This is a genomic window from Bradyrhizobium sp. NAS80.1, from assembly GCF_001908205.1.
Taxonomy (GTDB): domain Bacteria; phylum Pseudomonadota; class Alphaproteobacteria; order Rhizobiales; family Xanthobacteraceae; genus Bradyrhizobium.
Map to the genome: position 1 here is coordinate 37,111 of NZ_LGHL01000026.1, position 12,894 is coordinate 50,004.

The window sequence follows — 12,894 nt, forward strand, 5'->3', positions numbered from 1 at the left end:
AACGCGACCAGCGCAAACGCAACGGATGGATTTACGCGGCGACCTTCGCGAGCCGGCTCATCTCCTGCGTGACAAGCTCACGGTAGGGACCGTGGCCCTGCATCAGTCGGTCGGGCGCACCGTCCTCGATGATCTTGCCATTCTTCAGCACCACCACACGATCGAAATTGCGTAGCGTCGCGAGCCGATGCGCAATCGCGACCACGGTGCGGCCGCGCATAAGTCGCGACAGCGCCTCGCGGATCGCTTCCTCGGATTCGCTGTCGAGCGCCGCGGTTGCCTCGTCCAGCAGCAGGATCGGCGCGTCCTTCAGGAAGGCGCGCGCGATCGCGATGCGCTGGCGCTGGCCGCCCGACATCTTGACACCGCGGTCACCAACCATGGTGTCGAGGCCGTCGGGCAGGCTTTCAACGAAGTCGCAGCGCGCCGCGATCGCCGCGCGCAGCACCTCGTCGTCGGTCGCATTCGGCCGGCCGTAGCGGATGTTCTCGCGGATGGAGCGATGGAACAATGAGATATCCTGCGGCACGACGGAGATCGCCTCGCGCAGGCTCTGCTGCGTCACCATGGAAATGTCCTGGCCGTCGACAGTGATGCTGCCCTCGTCCACATCATAGAAGCGCTGGAGCAGCGTGAACAGCGTCGACTTGCCGCCGCCGGACTGGCCGACCAGGCCGACGCGCTGGCCGGGCTGCAGCCGCAAGCTGAATCGCTCGAAGATCTTCGCGCCGCCGGGATAGCCGAAGGTGACGTTGTTATACGCGATCGCGGCACCGCTCTTGACGAGGGCCTCGGCCTCGGGGTGATCGCGCAATTCGTGCGGCACCAGCAGCGTGGCTAGCGCCTCGGTCAACCGCGCGACATGCTGTGTGACGTCGACCAGCGCAACGGCCAGATCGCGCGTTGCATTGAGGATGGAGAGGCCGAGCGTACAGACCAGCACGACATCGCCCGTGGTCGCCTCGCCCTGCTGCCAGAGCGTGATCGCCCAGGCCATTAGCGCCACCGTTAACACGACGGTGACGCCGGCATGCGTCAGCCGCAGCTTTTCCAGATAGCGCAGGCTGCGGCCGCGCGCGGTGAGCTCGCGATTGACGGTTGCGTCGAACCGCTCATGCTCGTGGCCGATGCCGCAGAAGGCACGGACCAGCGGCATGTTGCTGATGACATCGATCATCTCGCCATCCACCACGGCGGCCTTGTCCGCGAAGTCATCATGCAGCGGCTTGCCGGCGGCGGCCAGATGGAACATCGCGATGACCATCCCGCCGGCGATCACGATCAAGCCGAGCGCCATATAAGGGCTCACGGTTCCAATCAGCATGATTGCCGCAATTGTGGCGATGCATGGCGGCAACACGTTCCAGACGAACATGTTCTCGACGGTGAACACCGCGTTCGAGGTCGCCGTGATGCGGCTCGTCAACATGCCCGGCATCCGGTCAGAGAAGTAGCTCGGCGCGTGGCCGGTCAAATGCCGAAAAATATCACGACGCAAATCGCCGGTGACGCGCACGAAGGTGAAGCTTGCTGTCCAACTCGCGATCCGCCAGAGAAAGTTGTCCGCTGCAATCAGCGACATGAGCAGAATGAATGCCAGCCATACGCTGCCACCATGCGATGTTCCGGCTGACAAACTGTCGACAAGAGATTTGACGCCGTACTGCGTGCCCACGGAACAGGCAACGGCTGCAACGACAGCGCTTAGGATCACCAGGTGCGACGCTAAACGTCGCCTAAGATAGCGCAAGACAAAGGCAAATGGCCTGCGCGCGTATCCAGAAAGCTGATCCATGTGACTGCGACCCCGTCGTGAGATTTTCAATTTTGTTGCTGATCGACTGAACATCGACCAGTTCGCCTCGGTTCCCGGGCAATTCCATCACGACATGCGGATGCGGACGATATGAGTTGAGGTGATGGCATCATCGCGACACAGCGCCCGGATGTGTCCAATAAGTAACGTTTGTTAAGAGGAACTTCGCAACTGCGGGAACGTTCCCTTAGCTGGCATTGCCGGTGCCGTGCACGCTGGGGGTTCCAACGTTCATGATCGCAGAGGAGAAGATGAGATGCGCATTGCGCAGGTAGCTCCGTTGACAGAGGCTGTTCCACCCAAGTTGTATGGCGGCACCGAGCGGGTGGTGCATTGGTTGACGGAAGAGCTGGTTGCCCTTGGACACGACGTGACGCTGTTCGCCAGCGGCGACTCGAAGACGTCGGCGAAGCTGGACGCACTCTGGCCGCGGGCGCTTCGCCTCGACGGTTCCGTACGCGATCCCAATGCGCTGCACATGGTGCTCCTGGAGCGCGTGCGGCAGAAATGTGACGACGAAGAGTTCGACTTCCTCCATTTCCATCTCGATTACTATCCGTGGTCATTGTTCCACCGGCAGCCGACACCGTTCGTGACCACGCTGCATGGCCGGCTCGACCTGCCGGAGCATCAGCCGGTGTTCAATACCTTCACCAAGATGCCGGTGATTTCGATTTCGAGCGCACAGCGGCGGCCGGTGCCGCAAGCGAAGTGGGTGACGACGATTCACCACGGCCTGCCGGAGAACCTGCTGACGCCGAAGCCCGCGAAGCAGGAATATCTCGCCGTGCTCGGCCGCATCGCGCCCGAGAAAGGCGTCGATCGCGCCATCAAGATCGCGACCCATTGCGGCATCCCGTTGAAGATCGCGGCCAAGGTCGATCGCGCCGACCAGGATTATTATGACGAATTGATCCGGCCCATGATCGAAAAAAATCCGCTGGTGGATTTCATCGGGGAGATCAGCGATCACGAGAAATCGGACTTCTTGAGCGGCGCGCTCGGGCTCTTGTTGCCGATCGACTGGCCGGAGCCATTCGGCCTGGTGATGATCGAAGCCATGGCCTGCGGAACGCCGGTGATCGCGTTCAATCGCGGCTCGGTGCCGGAGATCATCGACGAGGGCCTCACCGGCTTTGTGGTCGAGGACATCCTCAGCGCGGCCGGGGTCGTCAACCGTCTTGCGCAACTGGACCGGACGGCCATCCGCAAGCAGTTCGAGAAGCGCTTCACGGCGCGGCGGATGGCGCTGGATTATCTCGCGGCCTATCGTGCGCTGACCGAGGCACAGGCGCCGCGGATCAAGCTGGTGAGCAGCGCGGAGTAGGCTTACGGCAATCTCGTGTCCCGGACGCGCTGCAACGCCCTTGGCGTTGCGACGCAGAGCCGGGACCCACCGGACTCCACGGAAACATGGGCCCCGGCTCAGCAGCGCACCGCTGGAGAAGCGCTGCGCTGCGTCCGGGGCACGAGCAGCTTACGTCACCACCGCCCGCTTCGGCTCGACGATCTCGAACATGCGCGGGAATTCATCCATCATGCCCATCAGCTCGGCGAGCCGAAGCGGATTGCCGGCGAGCTTGATCTTGCCGGCCGCCACTGCCTCCGGGAAGCTCGTCAGTTTCGCGATCACCTCATCCAGCGTCGCGCGCGCGAGCGTGAAGCTTGCATCCGCCCCTTCCGCCTGCACGCCCTCGGTGTAGGTGAGCGCACAATTCTCCAGGTTGAGCACGAAGGTCTCGCTCGTGTCGGAGAAGCTCCAGTTCAGCACGATGTGCTTACCCTCGGCCTTCGGGCCGTTGAGGCGGATGCCGAGCACGTCCCAGAGCTGCTCGGTGCGCAGCACCGCCAGCGTTTCGCGCGGCATCGACGCACGCGCCGGCGCCTTGGGCATGCCCTGCCGCAACTCCTGCGCTCCGAACAGATAGGCGTTGCGCCAGGTCGAGCTCTCGGCGGCATAGCCTAGCTGTTCCAGGGTATCAGCCAGCAATGCACGCGCCGCCTGGTTATCCGGCTCGGCGAAGACGAGATGGCCGAGCGCCTGCGCGACGAAGCGAAACTCGCCTTTGTCAAAGTCCGTCCGCGCCCGCGCCAGAATGGCATCGGCGCCACCCATGTACTCGACATACTTCTTGCCGGAAGCCACCGGCGGTAGCGGATCGAGATTGACCGGATTGGCGTCGTACCAGCCGAGATACTTCTGATAGATCGCCTTCACATTGTGTCTGATGTGACCGTAATAGCCGCGGCCATGCCAAGCGCCTTCGAGGCTCCTCGGCAACTGGATCGTCTCGGCGATCTCGGCCGCGGTGAGGCCGTGGTTCATCAGGCGGATCGTTTGGTCATGGGCGAACTTGTAGAGATCACGCTGCTGCCGGATCATCGTGCCGATGCGCTTGCGCCCCCACACCGGCCAGTGATGCTGGCCGCACATCGCCTCCGCCTTGCCGTCCCAGAGCCGCAAGGCCTCGCCCAGGTACTTTGACCAGGCCAGCGCGTCGCGCACATCGGCGCCACGGAACGGCAGCAGGTTGTGGAAATTGTGCGTGCAGTTCTCGGCAAGGTTCAGCAGCTTGTAGCGCGGGATAAAGAAATGCATCTCCGCCGGCGCTTCGCTGTTCGGCGCCATCTGGAATTCGAACTCGACGCCGTCGATTACGCGCTTGTCACCGGTCGCCATGATCAGGTCGGTCGGTCGCAGCAGCGCGACCGAGCCCGCCGCCATCGATTTGCCGAGGCCGCAATCGACATGCCCGCGCACGCCCTTGGCGAGGAAGGGGCCGAACTGGTACTGCGCCCGGCGCAGCATCGCAGGTCCTGCGATGATGTTCTCGGAGACGGCGTGCTCCATGAACAGGTTCGGCGCGATGATCGGCACGCGGCCGGTGGCGAGCGCATCCTCCTCCAGCACGCCCCGCGCACCGCCCCAATGATCGGTGTGGGTGTGGGTGAAGATCACGGCCGCAACAGGGCGCTGTCCGCGATGCCTGTAGTAGAGATCCAGCGCGGCCCGCGCCCCCTCGATCGAGGTCAGGGTGTCGACGACGATGACGCCGCTGTCACCCTCGATCAGCGTCATGTTGGCGATATCGAGCCCACGCACCTGATAGACGCCGGGCACGACCTCGAACAGGCCGTGCTGCATGTTGAGCCGCGACTGCCGCCACAGGCTCGGGTTGACGGTCGGCGGCGCCGGTTCCGCCGACAAAAAGCCGTAAGGCTCAAGGCTCCAGACCGTGCGCCCTCCCGGATTAGTGATCCTTGCGTTCTCGATCGTACCTAGAAAGCCGCGCGCAGCGTCGTCGAAATCACTGGTATCGGAGAACGGCAGCGCGTTCAGTACCGCCTTGTTCTGGGCGATGACGGAGGCGGATGCGTCCTTCGGCGTTTCTGCGGTCCCGGTCATATTCTTCCCTCCCTGACGTCAAACGACGTTCTTGTTCTTGGATACACTCAGCGGAACGCCAGCCCTTCGAACTGGCCACTGCTGCGCCATTCATCGATATATCTGAAATAGGCATTGGGGCCGGCGGGATAGCCGACGTTGAGCCGGGCCTGTGGACCAGGCTCACGTCCCTCGTTGTTGTAATAGCCGGGTGTGCAATCGGGGGATCCGATCATGCGGCCGACGCCGGTGAGCAGCAGATCAATCCAGCGATCTTCGGCTTCCTTCGTCACCTCGACCTCTCTAAAGCCGCTCTTGCGCGCGTGATTGACCGTCAACGCGATGGTGCGGGCAGAATCGGTCAGATTGTGCGGGACGTTGGAGATCAGGTTGGCGCCCTGGGCCGGCTGCACAAAGAATGCGTTGGGAAATCCGTGGACGTGGACGCCGTGCTTGCTGCGCATGCCCTCCGCCCAATAGTCCGACAGTTTTAGGCCACCCCGTCCCGTCAGGTCGAAGCCGGCGCGGCGCTTGTACTCGGTGCCGACCTCGAAGCCGGAGGCATAGATGATGCAGTCGAGCTGATATTCCTTGCCCGCCACGACTACCCCGTTCTCGGTGATCTCCTCGACGCCCTTGCCGTTGGTGTCGATGAGATGCGCGCCAGGCTTGTTGAATGCCTGAAGGTAGGAATCGTGGAAGCACGGCCGCTTGCAGAGCTGTCGATACCAGGCTTTCAGCTTCGCCGCGGTGTCGCGGTCATTCACGATGGCATCGACCCGCGCGCGGATCTCCTCCATCTTATCGAAGTCGGCATCCTCGAACGCGGCGAGCATGTTCTGCGGCGTCCGTTGCTCGCGGGGCAGCTCGATGATCTTGGCGCGAATGCGCCGGTTAAGGTCGGTCCAACCGTCCTGGACCAGGTCGATTTCGGCAGTGCCACCGGCCTGGTTGGCGGTGAAATTCTCTAGCCAGCGCTGCTGCCAGCCTGTCGTCGCGATCCCGGAAAACCAGTCGGGATCAATCGGCGCGTTGCCACGCACGTCGACCGACGAGGGCGTGCGCTGGAAGACGTAAAGCTCCTTGCAGGCCTGCGCGAGATGCGGCACGCACTGAACGGAAGTTGCGCCCGTGCCGACAATGCCGACGCGTTTGTCTGCAAGCTTGTGCATCGGGCTGCCTGTGGGATCGCCGCCCGTGTAATCGTAGTCCCAGCGGCTGGTGTGGAACGAGTGCCCCTTGAACGACTCGATGCCGGGGATACCCGGCAGCTTGGGCACGTGCAGCGGTCCCGTTCCCATGCCGACGAACTGGGCCGTAAAGTCGTCGCCACGGTTGGTCCTGATCTGCCAGCGGGAATTGGCCTCGTCCCAATCGATGCTCACGACCTCCGTGTGAAGCAGCGCATTGTCGTAGAGACCGAACTGCCTGCCGATTCGCTGGCAGTGCGCGAGGATTTCCGGCGCGTGCGCATACTTCTCCGATGGCATGTGGCCGGTCTCTTCGAGCAACGGCATGTACACCATGGACGCCGTGTCGCACTGCGCACCCGGATAGCGATTCCAGTACCAGGTGCCACCGAAATCTCCGCCCTTCTCAATCACGCGAACATCTTCGATACCGGCTTCCTTGAGCCGCGCCGCGGTCGCGAGCCCCGCAAAGCCGCCGCCGACAAAGGCAAAGGTGACGTGATCGGTCTTCGGCGCGCGCGGCGTGACGAGCGTATAGGGATCGTCCAGATAATGAGCGAGCTGCCCCTTGATCTGGATGTACTGGTCGTTGCCATCGGGCCGCAGGCGCTTGTCGCGCTCCTCACGGTACTTGTTGCGCAGCCACGCCTTGTCGATCGGAGCAGCCTGCGGGACCCGGGATTGATCCGCCATCGTCATAGGGGAAAGGCCTTTCTGGACGTCTGTCGCGCCCTTCGTTGTCGCTGTTGGCCGCATCTAACCGCATCTTAACCCGGGTTCCAACCGGTCCGTTGTGTCCGTCGCGGCACGAAGTGCCATCCGTCCATAAAAATATGCCGAGCCAGGAGGAAGGCATGGGCTGGAAGAAGCTCGCGGTCACTGACAATCTGGGCGTGCCGATGGTGCCCGGCGAACTCGCGAGGATGATGAAGAGCGGCTACGACAAGCTGGCGGCGATTGTGAAGACGAGCGGCATGGCCGGCCAATGACTTGGCCTTGCGCGACGAGCCCTTCGGTAACGGGCTGGCCCGACGGCGTGGCCACACCCGGCGTACGCAGCTCGCGGGCAAAAACATAGCCGTCGCGCCTTTCCTTGGCCCGGTAAAGTGCCGCATCCGGACAGGAGATCCTTGCCGGCCGCGAGCCCCTGCAGCCGCGCGGCGACAGCATCTGAACGGGCGGCTTGACCACGCGTTAGGCAAACGTGCAGCGCACAGGCGCGCGCATCCCAATCACTAATGCATCCCCAGCACCCTTGGCAGCCACAGCGTCAGGTCGGGCCAATAGGTCACGATGACGAGGAAGCCGAGCATGGTGAGCAGCCACGGCATCACGGCTCCCGCCAGATCGGTGATCCGCATTCGCGCTATCATGGACGCGACATAGAGGTTCAAGCCGACAGGTGGATGGCAGAGGCCGACCTCCATGTTGACGTCCATCACGATGCCGAAATGCACGAGGTCGATGCCGAGCTTCTTGGCCGCGGGCGCCAGGATCGGCGCCATGATCAAGATGATCGAGTTCGGCTCCATGAAGTTGCCGGCGAGCAGCAGCAGCACGTTCACGAGGAGCAGGAAGCCGACCCAGCCGAGATTCTGCGCCGCGATCCAGTCGGCGAGCGTCGCCGGCAGGTTCTCGTTGGAGAGCACGAAGGAGAACAGCACTGCGTTGGTGACGATGTAGAGCAGCATCGCGCTGGTGTTGGCGGCGCGCAGCAGCACCCGCGGCACGTCCGCAAACTTGATCGCCTTGTAGACGAACACAGCGATGATGAAGGAGTAGACCGCGGCCATCGCGGCCGCCTCGGTGGCGGTGAACAGGCCGCTGTAGATGCCGCCGATGATGATGACGACCAGCATCAATCCCCAGATGCTCTCGCGGAAGGTCCGGACGGTCTCGCCCCAGCTCGCCTTCGGCAGTCGCGGATAGTCGCGTTTACGTGCGAGCCACCAGGTGACGATGCAGAGCATCGTCGTCAGCAGGATGCCGGGCACGAGGCCTGCGACGAATAGCGCCCCGATCGAGGTATTGGTCGAGACCGCGTAAACGATCTTCGGGATCGAGGGCAGCATCAGGATGCCGAGCGAGCCCGCAACCGTGATGATGCCGGCGCCGAAGCGCATCGGATAGCCGTGGCGGACCATTTCGGGCAGCACGATGGCGCCGATCGCGGCGACGGTCGCAACGCTCGAGCCGCAGACCAGCGCGAACATCGCGCAGGCGACGATGCCGGCAAGGCCGAGGCCGCCATGCCAGTGGCCGATCAGCGACGTCGCGAAATTGATCATGCGCCGCGCGACGCCGCCGTGAGTGAGGAAATTGCCGGCGAGGATGAAGAACGGGATCGCCATGATCTCGAAGCCCTCGATGCCCGTGAAGAGCTTCATCGAGACCGCTTCGATCGGCACCGTGGTCAGCGTGAACAGGAACGTCATCACGGTGAGGCCGAGCGCGATCGAGACCGGGATGCCGGTCAGCATCAGCGCGATCAGCAGCGCGAACACCGTCGCCGCGCGCATCCAGTGCGGCAGCACGATGAAGCCGGTCTTCTCGGCAAGGCAGAGCATGAAGATCAGGATCGGCGCCATGATCAGGATCACGCCGAGCGGCGAGACCTTTTGCACGGCGGCCTTGGTTGCGGCGCCGGCGGGCTGGGGATGCAGCGCGGGCGAGCTGTCGGCCTCCACGCCCTCGACATGGGCCTCGTCGTGATGCGGCAGCTCGCCGGTCCAGTAATAGGACCACGAGACCTGGAGGAAGCGGAAGCACATCAGGCCGGAGCCGAGCGGGATCGCCAGATAGACGAACCACATCGGCGCTTCCAAATCGTTGGACTGCTGCCCCGTGTGGAACATCTCGCGCACGAAGGACGCGCCGAAGGCGGCAATCATGCCGGTGAATAGCGCGCCGCACAGCAGCGAAAACAGGATCACGTGCTTGCGCGAATGTTCAGGCAGGCGGTTGACGAGCAGGTCGACGCCGACATGGATGCCGGTGCGCACGCCATAAGCCGCGCCGAACTTCGCCATCCAGATGAACATGTAGATGCAGAGTTCCTGCGCCCATGAAAGGTCGAGCTCGGACAGGAAGGTGAACACCGCCATCGACAGCGTCGCGAGCCAGGTCATCCCGTGCGCGGCCGCCCATCTCGAGAGGGCGATCGACTCTCCCGCGCCATAGCGGTGCACCACGGCGATGAAGATCAGGCCGGTTGCAGCCGCAATGAGCGTTGCGATCAACCACTCTTCGAGATGATTGAGCGCCTGGTTGAGCACGCGAAGCAAATCAAAGTCCCCCCTATCGATGCGAAACGGCCGGGAGTGCACACACTCCCGACCGTTCGTATTTGTTCTCCCGGAAAACGCGTCAGTTCATCTTGACGTCGAGTTCCTTGGCGACGAGATCGAGCACCTCCTGCCCGACTCGGCTCTTTGCCCATTTATAAGTCGGCTGCATCGCTTCCTGCCAGGCCTTGCGATCGGCGTCGCTGAGGTAATGCAGCGTGGTCCTGCCCGTCTTCTTGATCTCGGCGAGCGCGTCGTCGTTCTCCTGGCGCGCGATCGAGTTGGTGTACTCGGTCGCATCCGCCATCGCCTTCTCGAGCTGGGTGCGGATATCCGGCGGCAGGCCCGACCAGAATTTCGAGTTGACGATAACAGCATATTGCAGATGCGCGTGATAGGACACGGTGATGTCCTTCTGCACCTCGTAGAACTTCTGCGTCAGATAGTTGGACGCGGTGTTCTCGCAGCCGTCGACCACGCCGGTCTGCAGCGCCTGGTAGACTTCAGAGAACGCCATGATCTGCGGGATCGAGCCGAGAAGGCGGAAATACTGGTCGGCGATCTTCGATCCGGAGATGCGGAATTTCAGGCCCTTGAAATCCTCCGGCTTGATCAGCGGGCGGTTCGCGGAGACCATGTGGAAGCCGTTGTCCCAATAGGCCAGCCCGGTGATGCCCTTGGGTTCGAGCTTCTGGAACAGCCACTTGCCGATCTTACCCTTCATCGCGTTGGAATAGGTCTCTTCGTCCTTGAACAGCCAGGGCAGATCGAGCGCCTCGAACTCCTTCACGCCGAGCGGGGCGAATTTCGCGGTCGAGGGCGCGAGCATCTGCACCGAACCGAGCTGAAGCGCCTCGATCTCCTCCTTGTCCTTGTAGAGCGAGGAGTTCGGATAGACTTCGATCTGGACCTTGCCGTTGGTGTACTTCTCGGCGAGTTCCTTGAACTTCAGTGCGCCCTTCCCCTTCGGGGTGTCGTTGGCGACGACGTGGCTGAACTTGATGACGATCGGGCTCTGGGCCTGGGCAACGGCGGGGGCCAAGACAAGGGCCAAGACAGGAATCAAGCTGAGCGCGGCCACGGCGACCGCGAGAAGCAGTTTGCGCATGCAGTACCTCCCCAACAACCTCGAAAACCGGTCTTTTTGTTTTACGGTTTCAGTAGTGGCAGCAATCCGCACCCCGAACAACTAGACCTAAGCCCAATTTGCCGCAGCCAAGCTATCTTGATGGCTTGTAGATGCATTCCGGCACCCGGTCCTGGGAGCGAGCGTTCATATCGCATTGCGGCAGTGCAATCAGGCCTTGCGCCGGGCGACCATGAAGAGCCGCCGGAACGGGAACAGCGTCTGCCCCGCAGCATTCTTCGGATAGGCTTTTGCCACCCGCTCGCCGTAGGCCGCTTCAAAAGCGGCCTTCTCGTCGCCCTGCAGGATGTCGAGATAGCGCGTCAGCCAGGTCCCCTTGGTCCATTCCTTCACGGGGTTCTCGCCTTCGAGCACCTGGAGATATTCGGTCTCCCAGATGTCGATGTTCTGGGAAAGCGGGGCAAGCAGATCGTGATAGAACGCCGGTCCCTCCACCGGCGGCGGGGTGACGAGATGCTCGACCTTGGACCGCCACGGACCGTTCAGCGCGATCTCGGCAATCAGCACATGCGAAGGCGCGGTAAAGTTGCGCGGCATCTGCACTGCAAGCATGCCGCCGGGCGTCACCCTCTCCATGACCGACGGAAACAGTGTCGCGTGATTGGGCAGCCAGTGCAGTGCGGCATTGGAATAGACCACATCATATTGCTTCGCCGGGCGCCATTGGCCGAGGTCCTCATGTGACCATTCCACGTCGGGCGCCGCCTTCCGCCCCGCAGCAACCATCTCTGACGAGCCCTCGACGCCGGTCACGGTCGCATCCGGCCAACGCTCCTTGATCAGCTTCGTGACATTGCCGGCGCCGGCGCCGAGATCAGCGATCGCGCGCGGGCCAAAATCCGGAATCCGCATCAACAGGTCGACGGCCGGCCGGAGCCGGTGGCCGGAGAATTTCAGATATTGCTGCGGATCCCATACCATCGCCCAACGCCTTTTCTTTTTTCGTGTTTCCTTCGCGGTGCCTCTTCGTTACCACTGCTCCTCCGGGTCGGGCAAATCGCCGCACCCGGGACAGGGCTGGAAACGAACCGCAATCAAAAGAAACAAGAGAGCGTGTGACCATGGACCTCGGGCTCAAATCGAAAACCGCTGTTGTCACGGGGGCGAGCATCGGCATCGGCCGCGCCATCGCCAAGGGTCTTGCGGCCGAAGGCGTGCGCGTCGTCGGCGTGGCGCGGCGCACCGACCTGCTCGCCGAGCTGGTGAAGGAGGTCGGTGGCGGGCTGATCACGCCGCTCGAGCAGGACGTGATGGCCAAGGACGCAGCCGAGAGGATCGCGGCCTTTGCGCTGAAGGAGCTCGGCCATGTCGACATTCTCATCAACAACGCCGGCGGCAGCCGCCCGCTGCCGGTCGATGCGCCCGACAGCAAATGGGACGAGGCGATCGCGCTGAATTTCACCAGCTACCGCCGCATCGCGCATGCGCTGCTGCCGCAGATGATCGCGCGCAAATGGGGTCGCATCGTCAACATCACCGGCAAGTCCGAGCCCGAAGGGCTGAACGCCGCGTTCGCCGCCAAGGCCGCCGTGCACGCCTGGGCCAAGGGCCTGTCGCGCGAGATCGGCGAGCACGGCATCACCATCAATTGCATCCCGCCCGGCCGCATCATGAGCGAGCAGATCCGCCGCAACTATCCGCCGGATTATCGCGAGCGTTTTGCGGAAGAGGAAATTCCGGTCGGCTATTGGGGCGAGCCGGAGGACCTCGCGGCGCTCGCCGTGTTCCTGTCCTCGCCCGTGGCGCGGTACATCACGGGCACGGTGATCCCGGTGGACGGCGGGCTGCGGCGGTATCAGTTCTAAGGCGTCGTGGGGCTACGCGTAGAGGCGGGCGCGGCGTAGTAATAGCGAAGGCGCGGTTGGTGGCCGCGCCTTTTTATTTCCCGCACATCTCTCATGTCCCGGACGCGATGCAGCACGAAGTGCTGCTCCGCAGAGCCGGGACCCAGTCATGCCGCCAAGGAATTCAGCTCATGCCCATGCAACCAGCGTCGAAGCTCGCGACTTAAATTGTATATTTGAATGGCGTCGCCAAGCGTTTCTGGGTCCCGGCTCTGCGGCGCGTCACTT

9 protein-coding genes and 1 pseudogene are annotated in these 12,894 nt (G+C 62.9%); 3 read left to right on the forward strand and 7 right to left on the reverse strand.

All coding sequences use genetic code 11. From position 1 onward, the window contains the following. Nucleotides 1–31 precede the first annotated feature (31 nt). Nucleotides 32–1,795 (reverse strand): ABC transporter ATP-binding protein, encoded by a 1,764-nt coding sequence (locus AC629_RS06675; protein ID WP_084803941.1) that lies wholly within the window; start codon nucleotides 1,793–1,795, stop codon nucleotides 32–34. Between the two features lie 277 nt (nucleotides 1,796–2,072). Between AC629_RS06675 and AC629_RS06680 the strand changes: the two genes are divergently transcribed. Then, nucleotides 2,073–3,143: a glycosyltransferase family 4 protein gene (locus tag AC629_RS06680; protein WP_084803942.1), complete on the forward strand. Its 1,071-nt coding sequence runs from the start codon at nucleotides 2,073–2,075 to the stop codon at nucleotides 3,141–3,143. A gap of 150 nt (nucleotides 3,144–3,293) precedes the next feature. On the opposite strand, the gene AC629_RS06685 is transcribed toward AC629_RS06680, so the two are convergent. Both AC629_RS06685 and AC629_RS06690 read right to left on the reverse strand, forming a co-directional pair. Beyond that, a complete protein-coding gene (locus AC629_RS06685) occupies nucleotides 3,294–5,222 on the reverse strand; it encodes an alkyl/aryl-sulfatase (RefSeq protein ID WP_084803943.1) in 1,929 nt (642 codons plus the stop codon). 47 nt (nucleotides 5,223–5,269) lie between these two features. Further along, nucleotides 5,270–7,090: a flavin-containing monooxygenase gene (locus AC629_RS06690; protein ID WP_084803944.1), complete on the reverse strand. Its 1,821-nt coding sequence runs from the start codon at nucleotides 7,088–7,090 to the stop codon at nucleotides 5,270–5,272. A gap of 155 nt (nucleotides 7,091–7,245) precedes the next feature. Between AC629_RS06690 and AC629_RS49745 the strand changes: the two genes are divergently transcribed. Continuing rightward, a complete protein-coding gene (locus tag AC629_RS49745; protein ID WP_283845776.1) occupies nucleotides 7,246–7,380 on the forward strand; it encodes a hypothetical protein in 135 nt (44 codons plus the stop codon). A gap of 246 nt (nucleotides 7,381–7,626) precedes the next feature. Here the strand turns inward: AC629_RS49745 and AC629_RS50095 are convergent, their stop codons facing one another. From AC629_RS50095 to AC629_RS06705, 4 genes and pseudogenes are all read right to left on the reverse strand, one after another. Next, nucleotides 7,627–8,910 (reverse strand): TRAP transporter large permease, encoded by a 1,284-nt coding sequence (locus AC629_RS50095; RefSeq protein ID WP_349531092.1) that lies wholly within the window; start codon nucleotides 8,908–8,910, stop codon nucleotides 7,627–7,629. 237 nt (nucleotides 8,911–9,147) lie between these two features. Next, nucleotides 9,148–9,519: pseudogene (locus tag AC629_RS50100) on the reverse strand (TRAP transporter small permease); the annotation flags it as partial. Nucleotides 9,520–9,757: 238 nt separating this feature from the next. Then, a complete protein-coding gene (locus AC629_RS06700; protein ID WP_084803946.1) occupies nucleotides 9,758–10,783 on the reverse strand; it encodes a DctP family TRAP transporter solute-binding subunit in 1,026 nt (341 codons plus the stop codon). Between the two features lie 189 nt (nucleotides 10,784–10,972). Then, complete coding sequence (locus AC629_RS06705) at nucleotides 10,973–11,743, reverse strand: methyltransferase domain-containing protein (protein WP_084803947.1); 771 nt, start codon at nucleotides 11,741–11,743, stop codon at nucleotides 10,973–10,975. Nucleotides 11,744–11,883: 140 nt separating this feature from the next. On the opposite strand from AC629_RS06705, the gene AC629_RS06710 reads away from it, so the two are divergent. Then, nucleotides 11,884–12,627 (forward strand): SDR family NAD(P)-dependent oxidoreductase, encoded by a 744-nt coding sequence (locus AC629_RS06710; RefSeq protein WP_084803948.1) that lies wholly within the window; start codon nucleotides 11,884–11,886, stop codon nucleotides 12,625–12,627. The last annotated feature ends 267 nt before the right edge of the window (nucleotides 12,628–12,894 follow it).

Excerpts from the sequence above, each read along its gene's own strand:
- AC629_RS06675 (WP_084803941.1), bottom strand. The coding sequence starts at position 1,795 with ATGGATCAGCTTTCTGGATACGCGCGCAGGCCATTTGCCTTTGTCTTG.
- AC629_RS06680 (WP_084803942.1), top strand. The coding sequence starts at position 2,073 with ATGCGCATTGCGCAGGTAGCTCCGTTGACAGAGGCTGTTCCACCCAAG.
- AC629_RS06685 (WP_084803943.1), bottom strand. The coding sequence starts at position 5,222 with ATGACCGGGACCGCAGAAACGCCGAAGGACGCATCCGCCTCCGTCATC.
- AC629_RS06690 (WP_084803944.1), bottom strand. The coding sequence starts at position 7,090 with ATGACGATGGCGGATCAATCCCGGGTCCCGCAGGCTGCTCCGATCGAC.
- AC629_RS49745 (WP_283845776.1), top strand. The coding sequence starts at position 7,246 with ATGGGCTGGAAGAAGCTCGCGGTCACTGACAATCTGGGCGTGCCGATG.
- AC629_RS50095 (WP_349531092.1), bottom strand. The coding sequence starts at position 8,910 with ATGCGCGCGGCGACGGTGTTCGCGCTGCTGATCGCGCTGATGCTGACC.
- AC629_RS06700 (WP_084803946.1), bottom strand. The coding sequence starts at position 10,783 with ATGCGCAAACTGCTTCTCGCGGTCGCCGTGGCCGCGCTCAGCTTGATT.
- AC629_RS06705 (WP_084803947.1), bottom strand. The coding sequence starts at position 11,743 with ATGGTATGGGATCCGCAGCAATATCTGAAATTCTCCGGCCACCGGCTC.
- AC629_RS06710 (WP_084803948.1), top strand. The coding sequence starts at position 11,884 with ATGGACCTCGGGCTCAAATCGAAAACCGCTGTTGTCACGGGGGCGAGC.